The organism is Geodermatophilus sp. URMC 64, assembly GCF_053502555.1.
In genome coordinates, this window is record NZ_CP199955.1 from 345230 (window position 1) to 369982 (window position 24753).

Annotated in this window: 27 protein-coding genes; 20 read left to right on the forward strand and 7 right to left on the reverse strand. The window is 73.4% G+C overall.

The genetic code is table 11. The features are described 5' to 3' along the window. Positions 1 to 5 precede the first annotated feature (5 nt). Together ACWIYF_RS01630 and ACWIYF_RS01635 are read left to right on the forward strand one after the other, a co-directional pair. Positions 6 to 566 carry a nucleotidyltransferase family protein gene (locus tag ACWIYF_RS01630; RefSeq protein WP_448626371.1) on the forward strand — a complete coding sequence of 187 codons (561 nt, stop codon included), beginning with the start codon at positions 6 to 8 and terminating at the stop codon, positions 564 to 566. Positions 567 to 586: 20 nt separating this feature from the next. Beyond that, on the forward strand, positions 587 to 1012 hold the full coding sequence (locus tag ACWIYF_RS01635) for a molybdenum cofactor biosynthesis protein MoaE (RefSeq protein ID WP_448626372.1): 426 nt from the start codon (positions 587 to 589) through the stop codon (positions 1010 to 1012). A 3-nt stretch (positions 1013 to 1015) separates the two neighbouring features. Here the strand turns inward: ACWIYF_RS01635 and ACWIYF_RS01640 are convergent, their stop codons facing one another. Then, positions 1016 to 1339: a hypothetical protein gene (locus tag ACWIYF_RS01640; protein WP_448626373.1), complete on the reverse strand. Its 324-nt coding sequence runs from the start codon at positions 1337 to 1339 to the stop codon at positions 1016 to 1018. 216 nt (positions 1340 to 1555) lie between these two features. After that, the gene (locus tag ACWIYF_RS01645; RefSeq protein ID WP_448626374.1) at positions 1556 to 2401 is read right to left on the reverse strand and encodes an SMP-30/gluconolactonase/LRE family protein; all 846 of its coding nucleotides are present in this window, start codon (positions 2399 to 2401) and stop codon (positions 1556 to 1558) included. A gap of 132 nt (positions 2402 to 2533) precedes the next feature. Here ACWIYF_RS01645 and ACWIYF_RS01650 point away from each other — a divergent pair, with 132 nt between their 5' ends. Next, positions 2534 to 3091, forward strand: coding sequence for a DUF308 domain-containing protein (locus tag ACWIYF_RS01650; RefSeq protein ID WP_448626375.1), 558 nt, complete (start codon positions 2534 to 2536; stop codon positions 3089 to 3091). A 42-nt stretch (positions 3092 to 3133) separates the two neighbouring features. Here the strand turns inward: ACWIYF_RS01650 and ACWIYF_RS01655 are convergent, their stop codons facing one another. The 4 genes from ACWIYF_RS01655 to ACWIYF_RS01670 form a co-directional block, all read right to left on the reverse strand. Then, positions 3134 to 3322, reverse strand: a complete 189-nt coding sequence (locus ACWIYF_RS01655; protein WP_448626376.1) for a hypothetical protein — start codon at positions 3320 to 3322, stop codon at positions 3134 to 3136. Between the two features lie 24 nt (positions 3323 to 3346). Continuing rightward, positions 3347 to 3589 (reverse strand): MoaD/ThiS family protein, encoded by a 243-nt coding sequence (locus ACWIYF_RS01660; RefSeq protein WP_448626377.1) that lies wholly within the window; start codon positions 3587 to 3589, stop codon positions 3347 to 3349. Next, positions 3586 to 4635 (reverse strand): GTP 3',8-cyclase MoaA, encoded by a 1050-nt coding sequence (gene moaA / locus ACWIYF_RS01665; protein WP_448626378.1) that lies wholly within the window; start codon positions 4633 to 4635, stop codon positions 3586 to 3588. The genes ACWIYF_RS01660 and moaA overlap by 4 nt, the downstream gene beginning before the upstream one ends. Positions 4636 to 4781: 146 nt before the next feature. Beyond that, positions 4782 to 5666 carry a hypothetical protein gene (locus ACWIYF_RS01670; protein WP_448626379.1) on the reverse strand — a complete coding sequence of 295 codons (885 nt, stop codon included), beginning with the start codon at positions 5664 to 5666 and terminating at the stop codon, positions 4782 to 4784. 203 nt (positions 5667 to 5869) lie between these two features. On the opposite strand from ACWIYF_RS01670, the gene ACWIYF_RS01675 reads away from it, so the two are divergent. From ACWIYF_RS01675 to ACWIYF_RS01685, 3 genes are all read left to right on the forward strand, one after another. After that, positions 5870 to 7117, forward strand: a complete 1248-nt coding sequence (locus ACWIYF_RS01675) for an MFS transporter (RefSeq protein WP_448626380.1) — start codon at positions 5870 to 5872, stop codon at positions 7115 to 7117. Between the two features lie 10 nt (positions 7118 to 7127). After that, on the forward strand, positions 7128 to 7994 hold the full coding sequence (locus ACWIYF_RS01680; protein ID WP_448626381.1) for a tryptophan 2,3-dioxygenase: 867 nt from the start codon (positions 7128 to 7130) through the stop codon (positions 7992 to 7994). A 105-nt stretch (positions 7995 to 8099) separates the two neighbouring features. Beyond that, the gene (locus ACWIYF_RS01685) at positions 8100 to 8927 is read left to right on the forward strand and encodes an aldo/keto reductase (protein ID WP_448626382.1); all 828 of its coding nucleotides are present in this window, start codon (positions 8100 to 8102) and stop codon (positions 8925 to 8927) included. A 49-nt stretch (positions 8928 to 8976) separates the two neighbouring features. Here ACWIYF_RS01685 and ACWIYF_RS01690 read toward each other — a convergent pair whose 3' ends face one another. Then, positions 8977 to 9786, reverse strand: a complete 810-nt coding sequence (locus ACWIYF_RS01690; RefSeq protein ID WP_448626383.1) for a DUF3097 domain-containing protein — start codon at positions 9784 to 9786, stop codon at positions 8977 to 8979. A 297-nt stretch (positions 9787 to 10083) separates the two neighbouring features. On the opposite strand from ACWIYF_RS01690, the gene ACWIYF_RS01695 reads away from it, so the two are divergent. From ACWIYF_RS01695 to menC, 14 genes are all read left to right on the forward strand, one after another. Then, positions 10084 to 10950 (forward strand): DUF2382 domain-containing protein, encoded by an 867-nt coding sequence (locus tag ACWIYF_RS01695; protein ID WP_448626384.1) that lies wholly within the window; start codon positions 10084 to 10086, stop codon positions 10948 to 10950. Positions 10951 to 11081: 131 nt separating this feature from the next. Continuing rightward, positions 11082 to 11999, forward strand: a complete 918-nt coding sequence (locus ACWIYF_RS01700; protein WP_448626385.1) for an AAA family ATPase — start codon at positions 11082 to 11084, stop codon at positions 11997 to 11999. Beyond that, on the forward strand, positions 11992 to 13110 hold the full coding sequence (locus ACWIYF_RS01705; protein WP_448626386.1) for a vWA domain-containing protein: 1119 nt from the start codon (positions 11992 to 11994) through the stop codon (positions 13108 to 13110). The genes ACWIYF_RS01700 and ACWIYF_RS01705 overlap by 8 nt, the downstream gene beginning before the upstream one ends. 62 nt (positions 13111 to 13172) lie before the next feature. Beyond that, a complete protein-coding gene (locus ACWIYF_RS01710; protein ID WP_448626387.1) occupies positions 13173 to 14294 on the forward strand; it encodes an XdhC family protein in 1122 nt (373 codons plus the stop codon). A gap of 70 nt (positions 14295 to 14364) precedes the next feature. After that, the gene (locus ACWIYF_RS01715; RefSeq protein WP_448626388.1) at positions 14365 to 14634 is read left to right on the forward strand and encodes a helix-turn-helix domain-containing protein; all 270 of its coding nucleotides are present in this window, start codon (positions 14365 to 14367) and stop codon (positions 14632 to 14634) included. After that, a complete protein-coding gene (locus ACWIYF_RS01720) occupies positions 14631 to 15335 on the forward strand; it encodes an ATP-dependent Clp protease proteolytic subunit (RefSeq protein WP_448626389.1) in 705 nt (234 codons plus the stop codon). The genes ACWIYF_RS01715 and ACWIYF_RS01720 overlap by 4 nt, the downstream gene beginning before the upstream one ends. Before the next feature lie 142 nt (positions 15336 to 15477). Next, positions 15478 to 16986: a sugar ABC transporter ATP-binding protein gene (locus ACWIYF_RS01725; protein ID WP_448626390.1), complete on the forward strand. Its 1509-nt coding sequence runs from the start codon at positions 15478 to 15480 to the stop codon at positions 16984 to 16986. Continuing rightward, positions 16983 to 18002 carry an ABC transporter permease gene (locus tag ACWIYF_RS01730; protein ID WP_448626391.1) on the forward strand — a complete coding sequence of 340 codons (1020 nt, stop codon included), beginning with the start codon at positions 16983 to 16985 and terminating at the stop codon, positions 18000 to 18002. Before ACWIYF_RS01725 ends, ACWIYF_RS01730 begins: the two co-directional genes overlap by 4 nt. Positions 18003 to 18087: 85 nt before the next feature. After that, a complete protein-coding gene (locus tag ACWIYF_RS01735; RefSeq protein WP_448626392.1) occupies positions 18088 to 19218 on the forward strand; it encodes a sugar ABC transporter substrate-binding protein in 1131 nt (376 codons plus the stop codon). After that, positions 19215 to 20132: a serine hydrolase gene (locus ACWIYF_RS01740; RefSeq protein ID WP_448626393.1), complete on the forward strand. Its 918-nt coding sequence runs from the start codon at positions 19215 to 19217 to the stop codon at positions 20130 to 20132. Before ACWIYF_RS01735 ends, ACWIYF_RS01740 begins: the two co-directional genes overlap by 4 nt. Next, complete coding sequence (locus ACWIYF_RS01745; RefSeq protein WP_448626394.1) at positions 20129 to 21715, forward strand: N-acyl-D-amino-acid deacylase family protein; 1587 nt, start codon at positions 20129 to 20131, stop codon at positions 21713 to 21715. The genes ACWIYF_RS01740 and ACWIYF_RS01745 overlap by 4 nt, the downstream gene beginning before the upstream one ends. Continuing rightward, entirely contained in the window at positions 21712 to 22506 is a 795-nt protein-coding gene (locus ACWIYF_RS01750) for a hypothetical protein (RefSeq protein WP_448626395.1), read from the forward strand. The genes ACWIYF_RS01745 and ACWIYF_RS01750 overlap by 4 nt, the downstream gene beginning before the upstream one ends. Further along, complete coding sequence (locus ACWIYF_RS01755) at positions 22503 to 23639, forward strand: M20 family metallopeptidase (protein WP_448626396.1); 1137 nt, start codon at positions 22503 to 22505, stop codon at positions 23637 to 23639. Before ACWIYF_RS01750 ends, ACWIYF_RS01755 begins: the two co-directional genes overlap by 4 nt. After that, positions 23636 to 24745: an o-succinylbenzoate synthase gene (gene menC / locus ACWIYF_RS01760; protein ID WP_448626397.1), complete on the forward strand. Its 1110-nt coding sequence runs from the start codon at positions 23636 to 23638 to the stop codon at positions 24743 to 24745. Before ACWIYF_RS01755 ends, menC begins: the two co-directional genes overlap by 4 nt. Positions 24746 to 24753: the final 8 nt, after the last annotated feature.

Sequence of the window (24753 nt, forward strand, 5' to 3'; positions counted from 1 at the left end):
ACGGCGTGAACGTTGCCGCGGTCGTCCTCGCCGCCGGTGGCGGGCGGCGCTACGGCATGCCCAAGGCCCTGGTGGAGTTCGACGGGAGCCTGCTGGTCGAGCGGGCGGTCCGGACGGCGCGGGCGGTGTGCGATCCGGTGCTCGTCGTCCTCGGCGCGCGGGCGGTCGACGTCTGGCGGCAGGCGGACCTGGACGGCGCCACGGTGCTGGCGAACAGGGACTGGGAGACCGGCATGGCCTCCTCGCTGCGCACCGGCCTGGACGGGCTGCGCGGCTGGCCGGGGCGGATCGACGCCGCCCTCGTGACCCTGGTGGACATGCCGGGCATGACGCCGGCCGCGCTGGCCCGGATGGCCGAGCACGCCGCCCCCGGCGCGCTGGCCGTCGCCACCTACGACGGTGTCCGCGGCCATCCGGTGCTGCTCGGCCGCGAGCACTGGGCCGGGGTCGCGGAGACGGCCACCGGCGACGAGGGCGCCCGCCGGTACCTGGCCGCGCACGAGGTCACCGAGGTCGACTGCACCGGGCTGGCCGATCCCGCCGATCTGGACGTCCCCCCGGCGTAGTGCGGGGTACCTTGCCCGGCGTGAGCCCCTCCCCGCAGATCGCCCGGGTCGTCGACGAGCCGCTGTCGGTCCAGCAGCACGAGGACGCCGTCGCCGACAAGGCCGCCGGCGCGGTCGTCTCGTTCGCCGGCGTGGTCCGCGACCACGACGGCGGGCGCTCGGTGACGGAGCTCGAGTACGTCGGTCACCCCACGGCCTCGGACGTGATCGCCGAGATCGCCGCCGAGTTCGCCGCCCGCCCCGGGCTGATCGCCGTCGCCGTCTCCCACCGGATCGGGATGCTCGGCATCGGCGACGTCGCCCTGGCCTGCGCGGTCAGCGCGGCCCACCGCGGCGAGGCGTTCGCCGCCTGCGCCGACCTCGTCGACGAGGTGAAGAAGCGGCTGCCGATCTGGAAGCGGCAGGTCTTCACCGACGGCGAGGAGGAGTGGGTCGCCTGCCCCTGAGCCTCAGGTCTCGAGCCGCGCCTCGACGATCTTGGTGGCGCCCGCGGCCCGGGCCTGGACGTCCTCGGCGCGCTCGCGGACCCGGTCGAGCATCTCGGTGTCGCTGATCGGCATCGTGGCCACCAGCCGCTCCGCCCGCTCCACCGGCGGCGACTCCAGGACGGCGTCGACGAGGCGGGTGCGGGTGCCCTCGGGCAGCTGCCCGGACTCCACGTGCAGGGCGGAGCGCACCACGCCCGGCTCCTCGGCGGGCCGGACGTCGGCGGCGGCGAGCATGCGCCCGTTCTCGCGCAGTTCGATGGTGGTCTGGTCGTCGGATCGAGTCATGGGTGATCTCCGCAGGGCTCGGTCGGAAGGGGCGCCGGCCCGTCGGACCGGCGCGGGCGGCCCGGACCCGGGCCGTGGACGACGACGCGACGCTGCAACGTCAGCAGCGAGGCTGCCCGCCCGCTCGCTGTCACGCACGCCGTCGGCCGGGGCCCCCGGAGTGCCGCCGCGCTACGCGCAGGTCACCTCGCGAGCTGCGACGTCGGCCGGCCGGGGTCAGCCGGCGAACTCCCGCACCGGGAGGCCGGTCACGCCGGGATCGACGGCGAAGAGGGCGCCGGCCAGCGGGTCCTGGCCCGCCGGCAGGTTCTCCCGGGACGTCGTGACGTAGAGCCGGTCGAGCCGCGGACCGCCGAAGGTGCAGGCGGTCACCTGGGCGGCGGGCACCTCGACCACGGCGTCGAGCCGTCCCTGGGGCGTGTACCTGCGGACGGCGCCGCCGCCGAACAGCGCCACCCACACGCCGCCCTCGGCGTCGACGGTGAGCCCGTCGGGGTTCTCGTCGTCCCCGAGCTGCACGAAGGTGCGCGGGGCGCTCAGCCCGGTCTCGCGCGCGTAGTCGAAGACGGTGATCCGGTGCGTCGGCGTGTCGTCGTAGTAGGCCAGTGACCCGTCGGGGCTCCAGTCGAGGCCGTTGGAGATGGTCACGCCGTCGAGCGCCGGCGTCACCGAGCCGTCGGGGTCGAGCCGGTAGAGCGTGCCGGCACCCGGGTGCTGGTCGTAGGCCATGGAGCCGCACCAGAAGCGGCCGTGGGGGTCGCAGCCGCCCTCGTTCATCCGGAGCCCCGGGGCGGTCCACAGCGGGGGCAGCGTCCTGAGCGATCCGTCGGCGTCCTCCAGCGCGAAGCCCCGCTCCACGGCGATCACCGCGCCGCCCGCACGCCGCGGCCGGAGCACCGCGGCGACCTCGCCGACGTGGCGGCGCCGCACCGCCCCGTCCTCGGCCAGGGAGAGGACGTCGCCGGCCAGCATGTCGACCCACCGCAGCCCGCCCCAGCCGGGCGACCAGACCGGTCCCTCCCCGTGGTAGGTGACCGGGTCGGTCACCTGCTCGGCGCGCACGCTGCGGCCTTCCGGGACGTTCGGCGGTGGTGCGCGCCGCGGCGACGGCGGCAGGCTTGCCGCCTCTCGTCGACGGGGGCGACTCCGGGGACGGCCCGCCTGCTCCGGGGACCCCCGCAGGAGGGGTGAACCGTGACGGAGCTGAGCGTGGCGCGCCGCCGCACCGGGTGGGACGTCGCCATGGGCGTCCTGGTGATCATCGCGGGGCTGGTGGTCCTGGGGAACGTCGTGTTCGCGACCGTGGTGTCGGTCCTGTTCATCGGCTGGACGGCGATCCTCGGCGGGGTCGTGGCGCTCGCCGGGGCGTTCTCCCGCCTCGGCAAGGGCGGCTTCTGGCCGATCGCCGTCGGCGGGGGACTGCTGCTGGTGCTCGGCCTGATGCTGGTGCGCCGGCCGGGCATCGGGGCGCTGGCGCTCACGCTGCTCGCCGGGGCGCTCTTCCTTGCCGGCGGCATCACGCGGATCGTCGCGGCCGTCGAGAACCCCGGCGACCGGACGATGCTGCTGTTCAGCGGGATCGTGTCGACCCTGCTCGGGCTGATCGTCTTCTTCAACATCTGGGAGGCGACGCTGACGCTGCTCGGCATCCTGCTCGGGATCCAGGCGCTGACCGAGGGCATCACGCTGCTGCTCTTCGGCCGGCTGCACGTCGACGCCCGGCCCGACGAACCGGTGGGCGCGTCGTACTGACGACCCTCGTTCTCCCGGGGGACAGGGACGCCGGTGCGCGCCTCAGCGCGCGCCGGCGAGCCCGTCGTCGTCGGGACGGCGGCCGGTGGCCTCCTCCTCGGCCTCGGCCTCGAGCCGGTGCGCCTCACCGGCCGTGGTGGCGGCGGCGTCGCCGTGCGACTGCCCGTAGACCTCCTCGGCCCGGCCCAGCAGCTCCTCCGCCTTGGCCTTGGCCTTGCCAAAGATGCTCATCGCGCCGTCCTCTCCTCCGCCCGGTCAGCCTCCGGCGAACGGTGGCAGCACGTCCACCACCGCGCCGGGTGCCAGCGCCAACGACTGGTCACGGGTGGTGGTTCCGTCGACGAGGAAGGAGCAGGCGGTCAGCACCCGCCCGAGCTTCTCGCCGTGCTCCTCCACGATCTGGCCGACGAGCTCGTCGAGGGTGGCGGCGTCGCGGGTCTCGGTGTCCACCCCGGAGGCCGCCCGGGCTCCGGCGAAGTACCGCACCGTGACGCTCATCCGCCGATGGCCGACATGGGGCGCGCGGGCTGCAGGAAGCTCGGGTCGTCGATGCCGTGGCCGGGCAGCTTGCCCAGCGTGGCGATCCGCCAGCGGTCGGCCAGCTCCTCGTCGGTCGCGCCGTCGCGCATCGGCGTGCGCAGGTCGGACTCCTCACGGGCGAACAGGCAGTTGCGCACCTGCCCGTCGGCGGTCAGCCGGGTGCGGTCGCACGCCCCGCAGAACGAGCGGGTGACCGAGGCGATGATGCCGACGGTCGCCGGGCCGCCGTCGACCAGCCACCGCTCGGCGGGGGCGGAGCCGCGCTCCTCGTCGTCCGGCGTCAGGGTGTACGCCCCGGACAGCCGCTCGAGGATGTCCTCGGCGGTGACCATCCGGCCGCGGGTCCAGGCGTGGTGGGCATCGAGCGGCATCTGCTCGATGAAGCGCAGCTGGTAGCCGTGCTCCAGGCAGAAGTCCAGCAGCGGGACGGCGTCCTGCTCGTTCATGCCGTGCAGCAGGACGGCGTTGACCTTGACCGGGGTCAGGCCCGCCGCCTGCGCCGCGGCCAGCCCGGCGAGGACGTCGTCCAGCCGGTCGCGGTGGGTCAGCTGCTTGAACCGCTCGGGGTCGAGGGTGTCGAGGCTGACGTTGATGCGGTCCAGCCCGGCCTCGGCCAGCGCGGGCGCCACGCGGGCCAGCCCGATCGCGTTGGTGGTGAGGCTGACCTCGGGCCGCGGCTCCAGCGCGGTCGCCGCCTGCACCAGGCCGACCAGGCCGGGGCGCAGCAGCGGCTCCCCGCCGGTGAAGCGGACCTCGCGGATGCCCAGCTGCTCGACGGCGATCCGGATCAGCCGGTTGATCTCGTCGTCGGTGAGCACCTCCTGCTTGGGCAGCCAGGTCAGCCCCTCCGGCGGCATGCAGTAGGTGCAGCGGAGGTTGCAGCGGTCGGTCAGCGATACCCGCAGGTCGGTGGCGACCCGGCCGTGCCGGTCCACCAGCCCGCCGCTGCCCGGGACGCCGTCGGTCGGGCGAACCCAGGGGTCGGGCAGCGAGGTGGCGGTCACGCCCGCGAATGTAGTAGCGACCGACGACGCCGTCGCCACGTTCGGTGATCACGACCCCGGAGACGCCGCATCCGCGGTCCCTCCACGAGCGAGGAACCGCGGATGCGGGAGCGGGCGCTGCACGGACGTTGCATCCGGCAGGGGGGTCAGCCGATCGGCGTCGGGTCCACCGGGTCCGGCGACACGGGGACCGAGCCGCGGATCTGGTTCTGCGCCTGGCAGTCGCTCGTGCAGTTGGTCGCGCCGGCGGACAGCTCGATCGCGTCCTCGCCGAGCACGCCGCCCAGGCGGCCGCCGGAGGCCACCGACCAGCGGGTCGTCGTCCCGTCCTGGAAGAGCTTGGTGGCCACCTGCGGGCTGTCCTTGCCGAGCAGCATCTGGTGGGTGCTGTCCCCGCTGACGCCGTCGCCGAAGTTGATCTTCCCGGTGAACGGGTTGACGAAGTAGAACAGCCCGCTGCCGAGCGTGTGGACGTACTCGACCGCGGTGCCGAACTCCTGCTCCATCTGGAAGATCCCGCCCTGCGGCGCGTCCTTCGCCTGGATCTTGAGCTTGCCGGCCGCGGTCGAGAACTCGGCGACGAGGACGCCGTCGCGCAGCCGCAGGTCCGCGATCCGCACGCCGGAGAGCTGGGCCGGGGTGAGCACGGGGACCTTCGAGGCGAAGACGACGGTCGGCGCGGTCACCATGCGCTGCGGGTCGGGGGCGCCGGTCAGCGCGTAGTCGAGGACGCCCAGGGTGGCGGGGTCGATCGTGAAGGTCACGTGGATGCCGCGCACGGTGATCGGACCGGCGGGGACGACGCCCTGCAGCCGGGTCTCGCGGCCGGCGGCCGGGTTGTGGAGGCGGCCGTTGACGGTGACGGCGAAGTCGCCGGCCGTGGCGGTCGTCCCGCCGCCGCCGGAGTCGTCGCCGCCGGAGTCGTCGCCGCCCTTGGCGGCGGCGACACCCCCCGTCAGCAGGACGGTCAGGGCCAGGAGGACGACGAGGAGGGCGCGGAGCGGGGCGGGGAGGCGGCGCGTGCGGGGCACAGGCGTTCCTTCGCGGTTCGTAGCGGAAAGTGTGCGCCACGTTACAGAGAATGCATGACGCTTCATGGGTCCCGCGCCGGTCGCGCGCACGCGTAAACCGGCAGCGGCCCGCCGGGGGTCGTTGCTACCGTCGCACTCGCCACCCGAGAGTCCGGCGGGGCAGTCCCCGCACTCGCCTGTGGCCAGAGAGCGCGAGAAGAACCGTGTCGCCCCGCACCGTCTTCGGCCCCTACGCCCGGCTGTTCGCCGTCCCCGGAGCCGTGGCCTTCTCCCTGGCGGGCTGGCTGGCCCGCCTCCCCATGCCGATGCTCGGCCTCGGCACCGTGCTGCTGGTCGCCGCTGAGACCGGCAGCTACGGCCTGGCCGGCGCGCTGTCCGGGACGCTGGCGCTGGCCTTCTCCTTCGCCAGCCCGCAGTGGGCCCGGCTGATGGACCGCCGCGGCCAGGGATCGGTCCTCCGGCTGGCAGTCGTGGCCTACCTGGTCAGCGGCGTGGCCTTCACCGTCGCCGTGCTGGCCGACGGCCCGCACTGGCTGTGGTTCGTCCTGGCCGGCCTGACCGGGGCCACCGAGCCCAACATCGGCGCGATGGTCCGGGCACGCTGGGCCGCCGTTCTGGACTGCCCGAGCCGGCAGACCGCCTTCGCGTTCGAGTCGGTGGTCGACGAGGTCGTGTTCGTCGTCGGCCCGCCGCTGGTCACGGTGCTGGCCACGGCGATCACCCCGCCGGCCGGCTTCCTCGCCGGCCTGCTCTCCGGCGTCGTCGGCGGGCTGTGGCTGGCCGGGCTGCGCGCCACCGAGCCGCCGGTGCACGCCGTCGACCCGAGCGGCCCGTCGCGGCGCGCCGCGCTGCTGAGCCCGGCGGTGCTGGTCGTCGGCGTCGTGTACCTCGCGATCGGGACGGTGTTCGGCGCGGTGGACGTCGTCGTCGTCGGCTTCGCGCAGGCGGAGGGGGCGCCGGTGATGGCCGGCGCCGCGCTGGCCGTGTTCGCCCTCGGCAGCCTCGTGGCCGGCCTGGTCTACGGCGTCGTCCGGCTGCCGGGCACGCTGGCCGCCCGCTACGTCGGCTGCGCGCTGTTCTTCGCCGTCGCCGTCCAGCTGCTGCTCGGCGTGGGGTCGTTGGCCGTGCTGCTCCCCGCGGCGTTCCTCTCGGGCCTGTCGATCGCGCCGGTGCTCGTCTCGGGCACGTCGCTGGTCGAGTCGCGGGTGCCGCGGGCGGCGCTCACCGAGGCGCTGTCCTGGACGACGACGGGACTGACCCTCGGCGTCACCGCGGGATCGGCGGTCGCCGGCGCCGCCGTGGACGCCTGGGGCGCGGAGACCGCGTTCGCCGTCCCGGCGCTGGCGGCGGGACTGGCCGGCGTCCTCGCCCTCGCCGGGGCACCGCTGCTGCGCCCCCGGACGGCTGACCCGGTGCCGGAGCCCCTTCCGGCCACCGGCAGCGGAGGGTGATGCTGCCCCGGTGAGCACCCGACGGCTGCACGGGCAGGCGGCCCGGGCCGCCGGCGACGGCGGGCCGGCCGAGCCGATCGTCGAGTTCGCCGAGGTCACCCCGTACGAGCAGTACGTCGGCGTGCGCCAGCTGCAGGCGCTGGTGCGCCCGGTCACCGACTCCCCGGCCGAGCCCGCGTTCCTGGTGGTCACCCAGGTCATGGAGCTGTGGTTCACGCTGCTGCGCCGGGAGTGGGAGCTCGCCCAGCGGCGGCTGCGGATCGACGACCTGGACGGCGCCCTCGCGGCGCTGCGGCGCTCGGTGCACCACCTGCGCTCGCTCAACGCGTCGTGGGGCTCGCTGCTGTGGCTCACGCCGGCGGAGTTCAACGCCTTCCGGGAGCAGCTCGGCGAGGCCTCCGGCTTCCAGTCCTACGAGTACCGGCACGTGGAGTTCCTGCTCGGGCTCAAGGCGGAGTCCGTCGTCCGGCCGCACCGCGCGCTGCCGGCGGTGCACGCCGACCTGCTGCGCGCGCTGGCCGGACCTTCGCTGGAGGACGACGTGCTCGCCTTCCTCGCCCGGCACGGCCGGCCGGTGCCCGACGAGGTGCTCACCCGCGATCGCGCGGTGACGCACGAGGCCCACCCGGCGGTCACCGCTCTGTGGGCCGACGTCTACCGCGACCCCCGCCCCGGCAACGAGCTGTTCGCCCTGGGCGAGGCGCTGACCGACGTCGCGGAGGAGTTCACCACCTGGCGGCAGCGCCACGTGACCGCCGTCCGCCGCGCCATGGGCGACAAGCCGGGCACGGGCGGGTCGGCCGGGCTGGCCTGGCTCGAGCGCAGCGCCGCCCGGCCCGTCTTCCCGGACCTGTGGGCGGCGCGCACCGCGATCTGATCGGCGGGTTGAGCCGCCGTCCGCCGGGTAGGCGGCGACGGGGCCGAGCGTGCCGACGGCGGCGCCGCCCTCCCACCGACGACGAGAGGAACACCTGTGGCATCCGTGCCCACCGTCCGCCTGAACAACGGCGTGGAGATCCCCCAGCTGGGCTTCGGCGTCTTCCAGGTGCCACCCGACCAGACCCTGGACGCCACCCTCGCCGCGCTCGAGGTCGGCTACCGGCACATCGACACCGCGCAGATGTACGGCAACGAGAAGCAGGTCGGGGAGGCGATCCGCCGCGCGGGGATCCCGCGGGAGGAGGTCTTCGTGACCTCCAAGGTGAGCAACAGGTGGCGCGAGCGCGACGAGATGCTGCGCTCGGTGGACCAGAGCCTGGCCGATCTGGGCTTCGACCGGCTCGACCTGCTGCTCATCCACTGGCCGCTGCCCACGCTGGCCGACTACGTCAAGCGCTGGACGGTCATGGAGGAGATCTACGCCGGCGGCCAGGTGCGCGCGGTCGGCGTCTCCAACTTCCAGCCGCACCACCTGCGCAACGTGTTCGGCGCCTCGGAGCTGCGCCCCGCGGTGAACCAGATCGAGGTGCACCCGTACCTGACCCAGGACGATGTCCGCGCGTTCGACGCCGACCACGAGATCGTCACCGAGGCCTGGGCGCCGATCGCCCGGGGGAAGGTCAACGACGACCCGGCGATCCGGGCCGTCGCCGAGGAGGTCGGCCGCACGCCGGCCCAGGTGACGCTGCGCTGGCACATCCAGCGCGGCGACATCGTCTTCCCGAAGTCGGTCACCCGCAGCCGGGTCGAGGAGAACTTCGCGATCTTCGACTTCGAGCTCGACGAGTCGCAGATGGCCGTGCTCAGCGGGCTCGACCGGGGCGAGCGCACCGGCCCGGACCCGGACACCTTCGCCTACATCCCGGACTGACGGTTGCGGAGGAGATCCGTGCGCGTGACCCGCACCGATCTCCTCCTGCTCAGTCCGTCGTCACGAAGTCGATGAGCTCCTCGACGCGGCCGATCAGGGTCGGCTCGAGGTCGGTCCAGGTCTTCACCCGGGCGAGGATCCGCTGCGCCCACACGTAGCCGGTGTCGTCCTCCCAGCCCAGCCGGCGGCAGACGCCCTCCTTCCAGGACTCGCCCTTCGGCACGGTCGGCCACTCGCGGATGCCGACGACCGACGGCTTGACCGCCTGCCAGATGTCGATGAACGGGTGGCCGACGACGAGCGCGTGCTCGCCGGTGACCTGCTCGGCGATCCGCGACTCCTTCGACCCGCGGACCAGGTGGTCGACGAGGACGCCGAGCCGCCGCCCCGCGCCCGGGCGGAAGTCCCGGACGATCGAGGGCAGGTCGTCGACCCCGTGCAGCGGCTCCACGACGACCCCCTCGATGCGCAGGTCGTGGCCCCAGACCTTCTCCACGAGCTCGGCGTCGTGCTTGCCCTCGACGTAGATGCGGCCCTCGCGGGCCACCCGCGCGCGGGCGCCGGCGACGTAGGTGGACCCCGACGCGCTGCGGGTCGGTGCGGTGGGTGCGGCCGGCCGGGGGCGGACCAGCACCACCGGCCGGCCGTCGACCCAGAAGCCGGGGCCGAGGGGGTAGGCGCGCACCTTGCCGAATCGGTCCTCGAGGTGGACGACGTCCTTCTCGCACCGCACCACCGCGCCGACGAACCCGCTGCTCGGGTCCTCGACCACGAGGTCGCGCTCGGCCGCGATCTGCGGCACGGGCTTCTTGACGGTGCGGGGGTGGACGAGGTTGTCGTACGGCGAGCGGGGAGGCACCCGACCATGCTGGGCAGCACCGGCCGCGGCGTCCCGGCGACGCGCCGGGGAGGGGTCACGACACGCCCGGGCCGGAGCGGCCGATCTGAGGCTGTCAATTCACATCTCGGGGCTGACAACCGAATGGCGCGCCACCAAATCATGCGCCTGACCTGCGGAAACGTCCTCAGGGACGTCCAGGTGCGCGGACGTGCGCCCCGTCGTGCGCCGGCCGGGATCCGGATTTGACCAGGACGGGATCGTTTCGGGCGGCCCGCTCTGGTCACCCATCCGGGCGACCCTGAACCCCGTGCTCAGATGGGAGCGACAACGACGATGATCGGCAGCGAGACCATCAGCCGCGTGATCGGCAAGGACGTCTACGACGAGTCCGGACAGAAGATCGGCTCGGCCTCCGAGGTCTACCTCGACGACGAGAGCGGCCAGCCGGAGTGGGTGACGGTGCGCACCGGCCTGTTCGGCACCAAGGAGTCCTTCGTCCCGATCCGGGACGCCGACCTGACCGACGACGGCCTGCGCGTAGCGGTCAGCAAGGACCGGGTCAAGGACGCGCCGAAGATCGACACCGAGGGCCACCTGTCGCCGCAGGAGGAGCAGGAGCTCTACCGCTACTACGGCCTGGGCGTCGGCTCGGGCGCCGGCCAGGACAGCTACCGGACGACGGACACGACCACCGAGTCGACGACGGGCATGGCGACCACCGGCATGAGCGACACCGGGCGGGCCGGCTACACCGGCACCGACGCCCCGGGCACCGTCGGGCACGACACCTCCGGCCCGACCACGGACGACGCGATGACCCGCTCGGAGGAGCGGCTCAACGTGGGCACCCGCTCGGAGGAGGTCGGCCGCGCCCGGCTGCGCAAGTACGTGGTCAGCGAGAACGTGACCGAGACGGTGCCGGTGTCCCGCGAGGAGGTCCGGGTCGAGCGCGAGCCGATCACCGAGGCCAACGTGGGCGCCGCGATGGACGGCCCGGCGATCAGCGAGGAGGAGCACGAGGTCACCCTGCGCGCCGAGCGGCCCGTGGTGGAGAAGGAGGCCGTTCCGGTCGAGCGGGTCCGCCTGGACAAGGAGACCGTGACCGACCAGGAGACCGTCTCCGCCGACGTGCGCCAGGAGCAGATCGAGGTCGAGGGCGCCGACACCGACCGGCGCATCTGAGGAAGGACCCCTGCCCCCCACCGCTCGCAGACTCGCGGCGGGACCCTGCAGGGGGGCGTCGACGACGGTGGCCGGCCGAGGACAGGACTCGGCCGGCCACCGTTTCCACGTCCGGGTGGGATGCTCGGGTCGTGACCGAGCCCACCCTCCCGACCGCTGACCAGGATCTGCCCTCCGACCTGTCCAGCCCGGAGAAGCTGGCGGCGGCGCTGGAGGCGACCGGCTACCTGCCGGACGAGGGGCTGGCCACCGCCGCCTACCTGGCGCTGGTGATGCACCGGCCGCTGTTCCTGGAGGGCGAGGCCGGCGTCGGCAAGACCGCGCTGGCGCATGCGCTGGCCGAGGTCACCGGCCGGCCGATCTACCGGCTGCAGTGCTACGAGGGCCTCGAGGCGAGCCAGGCGCTCTACGACTGGGACTTCGGCCGCCAGCTGCTGCACCTGCGCGCCGCCGAGGCCGCCCACGCCAACGACAACCCCGAGGCGCTCGAGGCCTCGCTCTACGACCGCCGGTTCCTGCTCGCCCGGCCCCTGCTGCAGGCGCTGGAGGACTCGCCGAGCGTGCTGCTGGTCGACGAGGTGGACCGCGCCGACGACGAGTTCGAGGCCTTCCTGCTCGAGGTGCTCTCGGACTTCACCATCTCCATCCCCGAGCTCGGCACCGTCCGCGCGCAGACGCCGCCGCTGGTCATCCTCACCTCGAACCGCACCCGCGAGGTGCACGACGCCCTCAAGCGCCGCTGCCTCTACCACTGGCTGCAGCACCCGGACTTCGACCGCGAGGTGGCGATCCTCCGCCGCCGGCTGCCCGAGGTGACCGAGCAGATGGCCCGCGAGGTGGCCCGGGCGACGGCGAAGCTGCGCACCCTCGACCTGCTCAAGCCGCCCGGCATCGCCGAGGCCATGGACTGGGCCACCGCGCTGCACACCCTCGGCGCCCGCGACCTCGACCCCGACGTCGCCGCCCGCACGCTCGGGGCGGTGCTGAAGTACCGGGAGGACACCGAGCGGGTGCAGATGCAGGTCCGCGGGGCGCTCTTCGGTGGCTGAAACCGGGACCCGCGACATCGTCGACACCGTCCTCGGCTTCGCCCGCACGCTGCGCGCCGCGGGGGTGGCCGCCTCACCGGACCGGGTGGAGGCGATGCTCGCCGCCGTCGGCTCGCTCGACGTCCTGGACCCCACGCACGTGTACTGGGCCGGCCGGCTGACGCTGTGCGGAGGCCCCGACGACCTCGACCGCTACGACGCCGCATTCGTCGCCTACTTCGCCGGAGAGGCGCCCCGGCGGCCGCGGTCCGCCCCGCCGGAGCGGCAGGTCGTCTCGGTCATGGCGCCGCTGGACGCCGGATCGGGCGAGGGCGAGCAGTCCGAGGAGGCCAACGACCTCGCCGTGCAGGCCAGCGCCGACGAGGTGCTGCGCCACCGCGACGTCTCAGAGCTCACCGTCGCCGAACGCGAGCACCTGCGCCGGCTGTTCACCCTGCTGCGGCCCGCCACCCCGATGCGCCCGTCGCGCCGGCGGCGGCCGAGCCTGCTCGGCGCCGTCCACCCTGCTCGCACGGTGCGCCGGGCGCTGCGCGACGGCGGCGAGGTCACCCGGCTGCTGCACCGGCGGGCGGCGCCCCGGCCACGGCGCGTCGTCCTGCTGGTCGACGTCTCCGGGTCGATGAGCCCCTACGCCGACGCGCTGCTGCGCTTCGCGCACGCCGCGGTGCGGGCCCGGCCGTCGTCCACCGAGGTGTTCACCATCGGCACCCGGCTGACCCGGGTGACCAGGGAGATGCGGCTGCGCGACCCGGACAAGGCGCTGGCCGCCAGCGGCTCGGCGATTCCCGACTGGTCCGGCGGCACCCGGCTCGGCGAGGTGCTCAAGGCGTTCCTCGACCGGTGGGGCCAGCGCGGCATGGCCCGCGGGGCGGTCGTCGTGATCTGCAGCGACGGCTGGGAGCGCGGCGGCACCGAGCTGCTGGCCGACCAGATGGCCCGGCTGCGGCGGCTCGCGCACGCGGTGGTGTGGGTGAACCCGCACAAGGGCCGGGAGGGCTACGAGCCGCTGACCGGCGGCATGCAGGCCGCGCTGCCGTCGATCGACTCCTTCGTCGCGGGGCACAGCCTGGCCGCGTTCGAGGAGCTGTCGGGAGTGATCCAGCGTGCGTAGGACGTTGTGGAGGAGATCCGTGCTGGTTACGGCGACTGATCTCCTCCGGAAGGGATCTGGGAATGCGTGACGTGCTCGACGACCTGGTCGGCTGGTGGCAGGCCGGGGAGACCGTGGGGATGGGCACCGTCGTGGCCACCTGGCGCTCGGCGCCGCGGCCCGCGGGTGCATCGATGCTGGTCGGCCCCGACGGCACCGCGGTGGGCAGCGTCTCCGGCGGGTGCGTCGAGGGCGCGGTCTACGAGGAGGCCAAGGACGCCGTCGAGACCGGTGAGGTCTCGCTGCAGCGCTACGGCGTGAGCGACGACGACGCCTTCGCGGTGGGCCTGACCTGCGGCGGGATCCTCGACGTCTTCGTAGAGCCGGTGTCCCGCGAGTCGTTCCCGGAGCTGGGCGAGATCGCCGAGTCGGTGGCGGCGCACGAGCCGGTCGCCGTCGTGACCTGCGTGAAGGGCCCGGAGGACCGCCTCGGCCGGCGCATGGTGCTCTGGCCGGACCGGTCGTCGGGTTCGTTCGGCCTGCAACGGATGGACGACGCCGTCGCCGCCGACGCGCGCGGCATGCTCGCCGCCGGCCGCACCGGGATGCTGCACTTCGGCCACGACGGCGAGCGCCGCGGCGACGAGCTCGAGCTGTTCGTGAACTCCTTCGCCCCGCCGGCGCGGATGGTCGTCTTCGGCGCCATCGACTTCGCCGCCGCCGTCGCCCGCGTCGGCTCGTTCCTCGGCTACCGGGTCACCGTGTGCGACGCCCGCCCGGTGTTCGCCACGCCGAAGCGCTTCCCGGACGCCGACGAGGTCATCGTCGAGTGGCCGCACCGGTACCTGCAGGGCGAGGTGGACGCCGGCCGGATCGACGAGCGCACCGTGCTGTGCGTGCTCACCCACGACCCGAAGTTCGACGTCCCGCTGCTGGAGGTCGCGCTGCGGCTGCCGGTCGCCTACGTCGGCGCGATGGGCTCGCGGCGGACGCACGACGAGCGGCTGGCCCGGCTCGAGGAGGCGGGACTGTCCAAGGAGGAGCTGGCGCGGCTGTCCTCGCCGATCGGCCTGGACCTCGGGGCGCGGACGCCGGAGGAGACGGCGGTGTCGATCGCCGCGGAGATCATCGCCGGCCGCTGGGGCGGCTCCGGCGAGCGGCTCAGCGGCACCGAGGGCCCCATCCACCGCACCGCCGAGCGCTGAATCCGTGCTTTATCGGGGTAAAGCACGCTTGCGGGGGCGGGTATAGCAACAGAGGCATACCATCTCCGGTATGCCGCCGTCGCCGCGCCGCAGCCGCTTCCCCGGCCTGGAGGGCCGCTCGGAGCGCCGGCGGGCGCTGATCGAGGAGCTGGTCCGGGCCCGCCGCGAGAGCGAGCTGAGCCAGACGGAGATCGCGGCGCGCATGGGGACGTCGCAGTCCGCGGTCGCCCGCCTGGAGAGCGGGGAGCTGGACGCGCGGCTGTCGACCCTGGAGCGCTACGCGGCCGCCCTGGGCCGCACCGTCGACTGGCAGGTCCGCCCCTCCGAGGAGACGCCATGACCCGACCCGCAGGCACCTGGCCGCCCGTTCCGCCGGTGCCACCCCCGCTCCCGCCGCAGCCCTTCCCGCCGCAGCCCCCGCAGTACCCGCCGCCCTCGCCGTGGCGCCCCGAGCCGCGGCCGCCCGCGCCGGGATCGGCGTCGGTGTCGGTGGTGGTCGGGGCGTCGGACTGGCTGGCCGAGCGGCTGCTCGAGCAACGGCTGATCACGCTCGCCGGACGCCTGGACGACGACGCGGTCAACCGGGCAGTCGCCGAGCTGGCGCTGCTCGACGCGAGCGGCGACGACCCGGTCCGGCTGCGGCTCTCCGGGGTCGGCGCCGATCTCGACCAGGCCCTCACCCTCGTCGACGCCCTCGACCTGATGGGCGTGCCGGTGCACGCCACCTCCCTCGGCACGCTCACCGGCGCGGCCGTCGCCGTGCTGGCGGTCGCGGAGCAGCGCGCGCTGGGCGCGCACGCGGTCGTGCACCTCACCGAGCCGCGGGCGCCCAGGAGCGGCCTCGGCCGGGACGTGGAGGCCCTGGCGGCCGAGCACGCCCGGCAGCTGCGCCGGCTGCAGGAACGGCTCGCCGAGGCGTGTGGCCGCGACGTCGAGGAGATCGCGGCCGACATGCGGCAGGGCCGGCTGCTCACCGTCGAGGAGGCCCGGGAGTACGGGCTGGTCGATTCTCCCGAGGCGCGCCGGCCCTCGGCGCCCTGAGCTCTCCTCGGCTGGGTCCAGCGGGACGGCGGCGACCGCATTGTCGTGCTCGACAGGTTTCGTCGCCGACCTTGGTCTCCCGGAACGTAGATCGGCCTGATTCACCGCCCTAGGTTGGCTTTTCGGAGCCCCTGGAGGTGCGATGCAGGCCCAAGCCCCTGCCCTGTCCGTCGACGGGCTCGTCAAGCAGTACGGTCGGCAGCGCGTCCTCGAAGGGGTGTCCTTCACGCTCCGCTCGGGCGAGGTCGGGGCCCTGCTCGGCGAGAACGGTGCCGGGAAGTCGACCCTGGCGAAGATCCTCGCCGGCGCCACCCACCCGGACGGTGGGGTGATCGCCGTCGGCGGGCAGCCGGTCACGCTGCCGACCCCGCGGTCGGCGATGCTGCACGGCATCTCCTTCATGCCGCAGGAGTTGATCTACGTCCCTCGGCTGACCGTCGCCGAGAACATCTGCCTGGGGCGCCTCCCGGGTCGGATGGGGGCGACCAGTCCCCGGGCGATCCGCCGCCGGGCCCAGGAGGAGGCCGCCGCCTTCGACCTGGACCTCCCTCTCGACCGGGACATGGACTCGCTCCCACTGGCTCAGCAGCAGCAGGTGGAGATCCTCAAGGCGCTGGCCCGCCGCTCCCAGATCCTTCTTCTGGACGAGCCGACGGCGGCCCTCTCCTCGCACGACAGCGAGCAACTGCTCCAGCTCACCGGCACGCTGGCCGCCCGCGGCGTCGCGGTGCTCTACATCAGTCACCGCCTCGACGAGGTCTTCCGCGCCTGCGACACGGTGCACGTCCTGCGCAACGGCCGGCTGGTCTACTCCAGCGCCATCCGTGATACGACGCCCCGCGAGGTCATCGAGCAGATGCTCGGCCGTCCTCCGGAGGAGGCGGACTTCTCCGGAGACGCCCGCCCGTCGAGCCGGCCCGTCCTGGAAGTACGCGGCTGGAGCCGCGAGCGGACCCCCGCACTGCACGACATCTCCTTCACCGTCGGTGAGGGGGAGATCCTCGGCCTGTACGGGGTGCGGGGGTCCGGTGCGGAGACGGTTGCCGAGGCGCTCGGCGGTCTGCACCACGACGTCACCGGGGAGATCGTCGTGGGGGGCACGGGGCTGCGACGGCTGACCGGCCCGATCGCCGCCCGGCGTGCCGGGATCGCCTACGTGCCGGCCGACCGCAAGTCCCAGGGATTGGTCCTCATCCAGCCCATCGTCCGGAACCTCTCCCTGGCGATCCTGCGGTCCCTGACCCGGCTGGGGGTGATCCGGCGCAACCGGGAAGCCTCGACGGCAAGAGGGCTGGCCGAGCAGGTCCAGCTGCGCGCGCGGGGCCTCAACCAGCCCGTCGGAGAGCTGTCCGGCGGCAACCAGCAGAAGGTGCTCGTCGGCAGCCGCCTGGCGACCAAGCCCCGGGTGCTGGTCCTCCAGGAGCCGACCCGCGGGGTCGACGTCGGTGCTCGGCTGGAACTGCACCGCCTGCTCCGCGCCCGCGCCGACGAGGGGACCGGCCAACTGCTCGTCACCTCGGACATCGAGGAGGCCGTCGGCCTCAGCGACCGCCTCTTGATCGTCCGGGACGGCCGCATCGTCCACCAGATCACCCACCCCACGCTCGCTTCCCAGCCCGAGGCGCTGCACGCCGCAGGAGGTCCCCAGTGAGACCCGCCACCGACCTGCCCGCCGTCGACCGGGCCGAAGGCTCGGCACCGGCCGCACCCCGCCGCCGGCGGCTCACGATCAGCGAGGGCGCCCTACAGACGCTCCTGCTCTTCGGATTCCTCGTCCTCATCGCGGGTTACTTCACCTCGCAGGACTCCGACTTCCTCACGACGAGGAACGGCCTGAACATCCTCGTCAACGCCAGCGTCATCGGGATCGTCTCGCTCGGCCAGGCGCTGGCGCTGATCTCCGGCGGGTTCGACCTCTCCGTCGGTGGGATCGTGCCCCTCGGCGCCGTGAGCTTCGCGCTGCTGCTCAACGCCGATTACGGCGTGGCCCAGGCGCTGCTCATCGTCATCGCCTTCGGCGCGGCCTGGGGCGTCGTCAACGGTCTGCTCATCGCCAAGGCCCGGATCAACCCGCTCATCGCCACGTTGGGGACGCTCTCCGTGTCCGGTGGACTCGCGCTCACCCTCGCCGACGGCGTCCAGGTGCCCTTCGAGGACGTCTCCGACGGCGTGCTCACCCGGCGGTCGCTGTTCGACATCAACAACCACGTGTGGCTCTTCGTCGGGCTCGCCGTCCTGGTCTTCCTGGTGCTGCGCTACACCTCGTACGGGCGACAGCTCTACGCCGTCGGCGGCAACAGGCAGGCCGCCCGGCTGGCCGGGATCCGGGTCGATCTGGTCACGGTCAGCGTCTACATCGTCTCGGGGGCGCTCGCCGCCCTCGCCGGCGCCGTACTGGCCAGCCAGCTGCTGACAGGATCCGGGACGGCCGGCACGAACACCGGACTGCAGTCGATCACCGCGGTGATCCTCGGCGGCGCGTCGCTGTCCGGCGGCGTCGGGGGCGTGCCCGGCACCGTCATCGGTGTCCTGATCCTGGGAGCCCTGGCCAACGGCATGGCCATCCTCCAGGTGCCCACCTTCTTCCAGACGATGGCGACCGGCGTCGTCCTCCTGCTCGCCGTCGGCATCAGCCAGTTCCGCAGCGCCCGCCGGGCCGCGTCCTGACCGGCGCACCGAACACGAACCACGCAGTGCCCGAGCTCCTGCTCTGTTCCGTTCTGTCCAGCAACCCGACCGAGAGGACCGCACCATGCGACGTGCCACCCGAATCCAGGCGCCGGCCGCGGCTGCCGCATCCCTCCTGCTGCTCCTGACCGCCTGCGGGAACGGGGACTCGGGATCGGGCGGCTCGGGCGACGCCTTCGAGATCAGCTTCGCCAACTTCACGGAGGCGGCGCCGCTGTTCCACGTCATCCACACCAACCTCGACGACGTGCTGGCCGAGGGCGACTCGGGGCTCGAGGTCAAGTGGTACGACAACGCCGGAGACCCGGCGAAGATGAACGAGAACGCGCAGCTGATGGTCCAGGACCAGCCCGACGCGATCGTGATGTACCCGGTGTCCGCGGCAACGCAGGGCATCTCGCAGATCCTCGGCGACAGCGGCATCCCGTGCGTCTCGGTGAACCTGGACACCGAGGCCTGCGACTTCCTCAACATCGACAACCGCGCGCTCGGGGAGCAGACCGCCGAGATCATCGGCAAGATCGCCGCTGACCGTGGCTGGAACGCCTCGAACACCACCGTCCTGATCGGGCAGAACGCGGCCTCGGGCGAGCAGGTCAACGACTGCGTCCGGTACTTCGCCAGCACCATCGCGCCGCTGCTCGGGTTCGAGTCGATCGACCCGACGACCATCACCCCGACGACCACGGCGATCGGTGCCAACACGATCCAGTTCGACGGCGCCTCGACTCTGCAGCCGTCGTTCGAGGCGGTGAGCAACCTGCTGCCGAGCATCCCGGCGGGCAACAACATCATCCTGTACACCGTCAACAACGACTCCACCTCGGGCGCGCTGCGTGCGCTCGAGGAAGCGGGCCGCGGTGGCGACGACACGCTGCTCATCGGCGGCCTGGCCGGCGACGAGACCGGGATCAACGCGCTGCGCGACGATCCGCGCTGGGTCGCCGAAGGCGACATCTTCGTCTCGTGGTGGGGTGCCTACGCCGCCGCGATGGCCAAGGCCGTCGCCGAGGGCGCGGAGCCGCCGGCCGACGTCACGCCGCTGCCCCAGATCGTCCTCGACAAGGAGACCGTGGACGAGTACCACGCGCCGGACAGCGTCGAGGTCTCCAAGCTGCCCCCGCTGGTCCCGGACAACGAGTACCTCGAGGACAGCGGCGTCCTGCAGTACGTCCGAGAGGTGGCCGGGCTGTGACCACCGACGTCGGTACGACCGGCATCGTGGGCCGCATCGCGGAACTGGCCGAGGACTTCAGCGGCCAGCTGGCGGTCTCGGCGGTTGACCTGTCGACGGGGGAGCGGGTCGACTGGCAACCCGACCTGGTCCTGCCGACCGCCAGCGTCATCAAGCTGCCGATCCTCCTGGCCCTGCTGCGCGAGGTCGAGGCCGGGCGCGTCGACCTCGCCGACCGCCTGACCCTCGAGGCGGAGCAGCGGGTCGGGGGCTCCGGCATCCTCAAGGTGTTCGAGGGTGGGCTTCGACCCACCGTCCGGGACGTCGCGACACTGATGATCGCCCTCAGCGACAACACGGCGACCAACATGGTCCTCGACATCCTCGGCGGCATCGACCCGGTCAACGCCGCCATGGCCGAGCTGGGCCTGCACACCATCACCCTGCACAACGCCATCGACTTCGTGGTGATCGGGGACGACGTGCGGCGCCTCGGGGAGGCGAGCGTGCGCGAACTGTGCGAGTTGAACCGGCTCATCGCCACCCGGGAGGCGTTCGGGGAGCAGGTCTCCGTGACCGCGGAGGAAATCCTCGCCACTCAGCAGTACCTCGACCAGGCGATGCGCTACACCCTGGCGAACCCCTACGCGCGGGAGCTCGGGCTCGTGGCGCCGCTGTCGGTGGCGAGCAAGACGGGTTTCTTCACCGGGACGCGTGTCGACGCCGGCATCGTCCGCTTCGGCGTCGGCGGTGGGTTCGCCTACGCCGTCGCCAACCACGAGGCCGCCGACACGTCCTTCCTCCCCGAGGCGGAGGGAGCCGTTGTCAACGGGCTGGTGGGGCGCGCGCTGGTGGAGCACTGGTGGCCGTCGGACGCGGGACCGGCGCCCGTCGTCGCGACACCCCATGAGTCCGCGAAGCGGGGGGTGCGGTGAGCGAGCGGACGCTGTTGCGGGGCGGCCTGGTCGTCGACGGCACAGGCGCCCCCGGGCGGGAGGCCGACGTCCTCCTGGAGGGCGGCCTCATCACGGCCGTCGAGGTACCGGGCCACCTTCCGCAGGACGGTGCCGCGGTCCGCGAGCTGGCCGGTGCGGTCCTCTGCCCGGGATTCATCGACGTGCACTCCCACGCCGACAACGCACCCCTGCTGGCCGAGGACGACGAGTCGAAGATCACCCAAGGCGTCACCACGGAGGTGGTCGGCAACTGCGGGTTCAGCCTCGCGCCGATCAGCGACGAGTACCGCGAGGCCCTGCAGGGCCTGATGGGGCGCATCTTCCCGCCGCTGGACGCCCGCTGGCACAGCCTTGCGGAGTTCTTCGAGGTGACCGACGACGCCGGCTATGTCACCAACTACGCGCAGCTCGTAGGTCACCACTCGTTGCGCGTGGCTGCCATGGGGATGGCCGACGGGCCGCCGGACGCCGCGCAGCTCGCGACCATGCGGCAGCTTGCGGAGCAGGCGTTCGACGCGGGGGCGTTCGGGCTGTCCACCGGCCTCATCTACCCGCCGGGTCTGTTCGCCGCGACGGAGGAGATCACCGCGCTGGCGGAAGTCCTGCCCGCAGAACGCCCGTACGTGACCCACATGCGGGGCGAGGGACGCATGCTCCTGGACAGCGTCGCCGAGGCCGTACGGATCGGGGAGACCGCCGGCCGGCCCGTCCAGATCTCGCACCTCAAGGCGGCCGGACGCGCCGTGTGGGGGCGGATGGGCGAGGCCCTCCAGTTGCTCGACGACGCCCGAGCGCGCGGTGTCGACGTCACGCACGACGTCTACCCGTACCTGGCGGGCAGCACGATGCTCACCGCCACCCTCCCACCGTGGTTCCAGGAGGGCGGCAACCCGTCGGTGCTGCGCCGGCTCGGCGAGCAGGCCAGCCTCGACCGGTTGCGCGGGGACATCGAGGGCGACGACGGCTCCTGGGAGAACCACGTCGCCGCGTGCGGGTGGGCGGGGATCGTCGTCGCCTCCAGCCGCAGCCACGCCCACGACGGCAAGAGCCTGCAGCAGATCGCCGACGAGGCCGGCGTCGAGCCGTTCCAGGCTCTCGTCGACGTGCTCCGCGACGAGGAGCTGGAGGCCAGCATGATCATCTTCTCCATGCGGGAGGAGGACCTCGTGGAGGCACTCCGCCACCCCCTGACGATGATCGGGTCGGACGGTCTCCCGCCGGGCGGCGGCGGCAAACCCCATCCGCGCATGTGGGGCACCTTCCCGCGCGTGCTGAGCAGGTACGTACGGGAGCTGGGTGCGCTGTCCTTCGAGGAGGCCGTACGGAAGATGACGTCGCTGCCGGCCCAGCGGTTCGGGCTCCGGGGGCGTGGCGAGATCCGACCCGGTGCGGTCGCGGACCTCGTCGTGCTCGACCCCGCCACGGTGCACGACCGAGCCGACTACGCCGACCCGGTCCAGCCGGCCGCGGGGATCGATCAGGTGTGGATCGGCGGCCGGCCCGCCGTCGACGGCGGGACCTACCGCGGGCTGCGGGCCGGCACCCGCCTCGCCCCGTCGTGAGAGCCAGCGGGGTCGGGACCGCCCGTACGCTGCTCGATGGCGCCTGGCAGGACGCGGACCAGGCCGCGCGGGCCGCCGGCGTCGAGATCCGGGCCGGCGGCGACGTCCGCGGGGTGCAGGAGGTGGTCAGCTCTGTCTGGGGGCCGGCTCAGCGGCCGCAGGCCAACCTGCTCACGGCGATGGAGCACGCCGGTGCCACCGTGGCATCCGCGGTGCGCGGAGGCGAGGCCGTCGGTGCCTGCGTGGGCTTTCTCGGCTGGGCCGGCGGGCTGCACCTGCACTCACACATGGCCGCCGTCCGCGCGGGGGCGCGGACCAGCGGCGTGGGTTACGCCCTGAAGCTGTGGCAGCGCGCCGTCTGCCTCGAGCACGGCGTCACCGAGATGCGGTGGACCTACGACCCGGTGGTGCGGCGCAACGCCTACTTCAACCTCGCCAAACTCGGTGCGCGGGTCGTCGACTTCCGGCCGGACTTCTACGGCGAGATGGACGACATCGTCAACGCCGGGGACCGCAGCGACCGGTTCGAGGTCAGCTGGGTGCTCGACTCCCCGGAGGTCGCCGATGCGATGGCCGGCCTTCCGGCGGCGCCTCACTCCGACGCGCGGTTCGTCGCTCTCCCGGAGGACTACGTCTCGCTGCGCCAGGAGGACCCGGCGACGGCTCGGGCGGAGCGCGACCGGGTCCACGCGGCGGTCGCCGAGCACTGGGGCAACGGGCTGCGGCCGGTGTGGGACAGCCGAGGCGGCTACGCGTTCCAGCCGGCCGACGAGGAGCGGGGGCGACCGTGACCGCGCAGCGCACGTGGGTCCCGCCCGCGCGGCCGGACCCGGGCGTCCAGCTGGCACAGCTGGAGCGGCTGGTGATGACCGAGTCCCCGAGCGACGACGTCGGCCTGGTCCGCCGGTGCGCCGGGGTGGTCGCCGACCTGGTGCACGACGTGCTCGGCGAACGCCCGCAGGACGTCGAGGTGGACGGCAGACCGCACCTGCTGCTCCGCTCGGGCAGGCCGCGTCCGGTACTGCTGCTCTGCCATCTGGACACGGTCTGGCCGGCCGGCACGACGGCGCAGTGGCCGTTCGCCGTGGACGGCGACTGGGCCACGGGGCCCGGGGTCTTCGACATGAAGGCAGGCCTCGTCCAGGGCCTGCACGCCCTTCGGTTGTCCGGCGTCACCGGTGTCGACCTGCTCGTCACCAGCGACGAGGAGATCGGATCGCCGACCTCGCGTGCGCTCATCGAGCGGGAGGCCGCCCGGGCCCGAGCGGTGCTCGTGCTGGAGCCGAGCGTGGACGGTGCGCCGAAGACCGCCCGCAAGGGCGTGTCCATGTACCGCCTCCGTGTGCACGGACGCGCCAGCCATGCCGGCCTGGAACCGGAGGCCGGCGTCAACGCCCTGGTGGAGCTCGCGGCGCAGGTGACCGCGATACACGGGCTGCAGGACGACGCAGCGGGGACCACCGTGACCCCTACGGTGGCCACGGCGGGCACGACCACGAACACCGTCCCGGCGACGGCTGAGGTCGCTGTCGACGTGCGGGCCTGGACGGCCGAGGAGCAGGCCCGGGTCGACGCGGCGCTGCGAGCGCTGAACCCCCGCCTCCCGGGTGCCGTCCTGGAGCTGCTCGGCGGCGTGAACCGGCCACCCCTGGAGGCGGTCGCCTCCGCACCGCTGGCGCAGCTCGCTGCCCGGTGCGCCGCCGAGCTGGGCATTAACCTGCCGCCGGGACGCGCCGTTGGCGGCGGGTCGGACGGCAACTTCACCGCCGGGCTGGGCGTGCCGACCCTCGACGGCATCGGCGCCGTGGGCTCCGGCGCCCACGCGCTGGGGGAGCGGGCCTCGGTGGCCGCCCTCGCCGACCGGGCCGTGCTGGTCGCCCGGCTGCTGCAGGAACTGGATGAACCCGTGGAGGCCACGACGTGAAGATCGAGATGGTCGAACTGCGGCGCATCGGCATGCCGTTGGTACGGCCGTTCCGCACCTCGTTCGGAACGCAGACCGAGCGCGACGTGCTACTCGTTCGCGTCGTCACCGATGTCGGCGAGGGCTGGGGCGAGTGTGTCGCGCTGGCCGACCCGGTGTACAGCAGCGAGTACGTGGCCGGCGCACACCAGATCCTCCGGGACTACCTCGTGCCCAGGCTGCTGGCCGGGCCGCTCCCCTCGGCCCGGCGGCTCGCCCCGCGCCTCTCGACGGTGGTCGGGCACCGGATGGCCAAGGCCGCCCTGGAGATCGCGGTCCTCGACGCCGAGTTGCGCGCCGCGTCGATGTCGTTGGCGTCCTACCTGGGCGGCACTCGGGACGAGGTCGACTGCGGGGTGTCGGTCGGTATCGCGCCGTCCGTTCCGGCCCTGCTCGACGAGGTTCGTGGCTACCTGGACGAGGGGTACCGCCGGATCAAGCTCAAGGTCGAGCCCGGCTGGGACCTCGAACCCCTCGCTGCGGTGCGCGCGGAGTTCGGGGAGGACGTGCTGCTGCAGGTCGACGCGAACACCGCGTACACGGCGGCTGACATGCGGCACCTGGCGCGCTTCGACGAGTTCGACCTGCTGCTGATCGAGCAGCCCTTCGACGAGGAGGACCTCGAGTCCCACGTGGTGCTCGGCCGGACGATCAGCACGCCGGTGTGCCTCGACGAGTCGGTGGTGTCGGCCGCCTCGGCCGCGGACGCCGTCCGGCGCGGCGCCTGCACGATCGTCAACATCAAGGCGGGCCGGGTCGGCGGGTACCTCGAGGCGGCGCGGGTGCACGACGTGTGCTCGGCGCTCGGCGTCCCCGTCTGGTGCGGGGGGATGCTCGAGACCGGCCTCGGCCGCGCGGCGAACCTCGCGCTGGCCTCGCTGCCCGGGTTCACGCTGCCCGGGGACACATCCGCCTCGGGCCGCTACTACCGGGAGGACATCACCGAGCCCTTCGTCATGCAGGACGGCCGGCTCACGGTGCCGCAGGGCCCCGGTCTCGGCGTGCTGCCGCGGCTGGACGTTCTTGACTCGGTGACGACCGGGCGGGAGGAGCTGACCGCGGTGTGACAGGGACG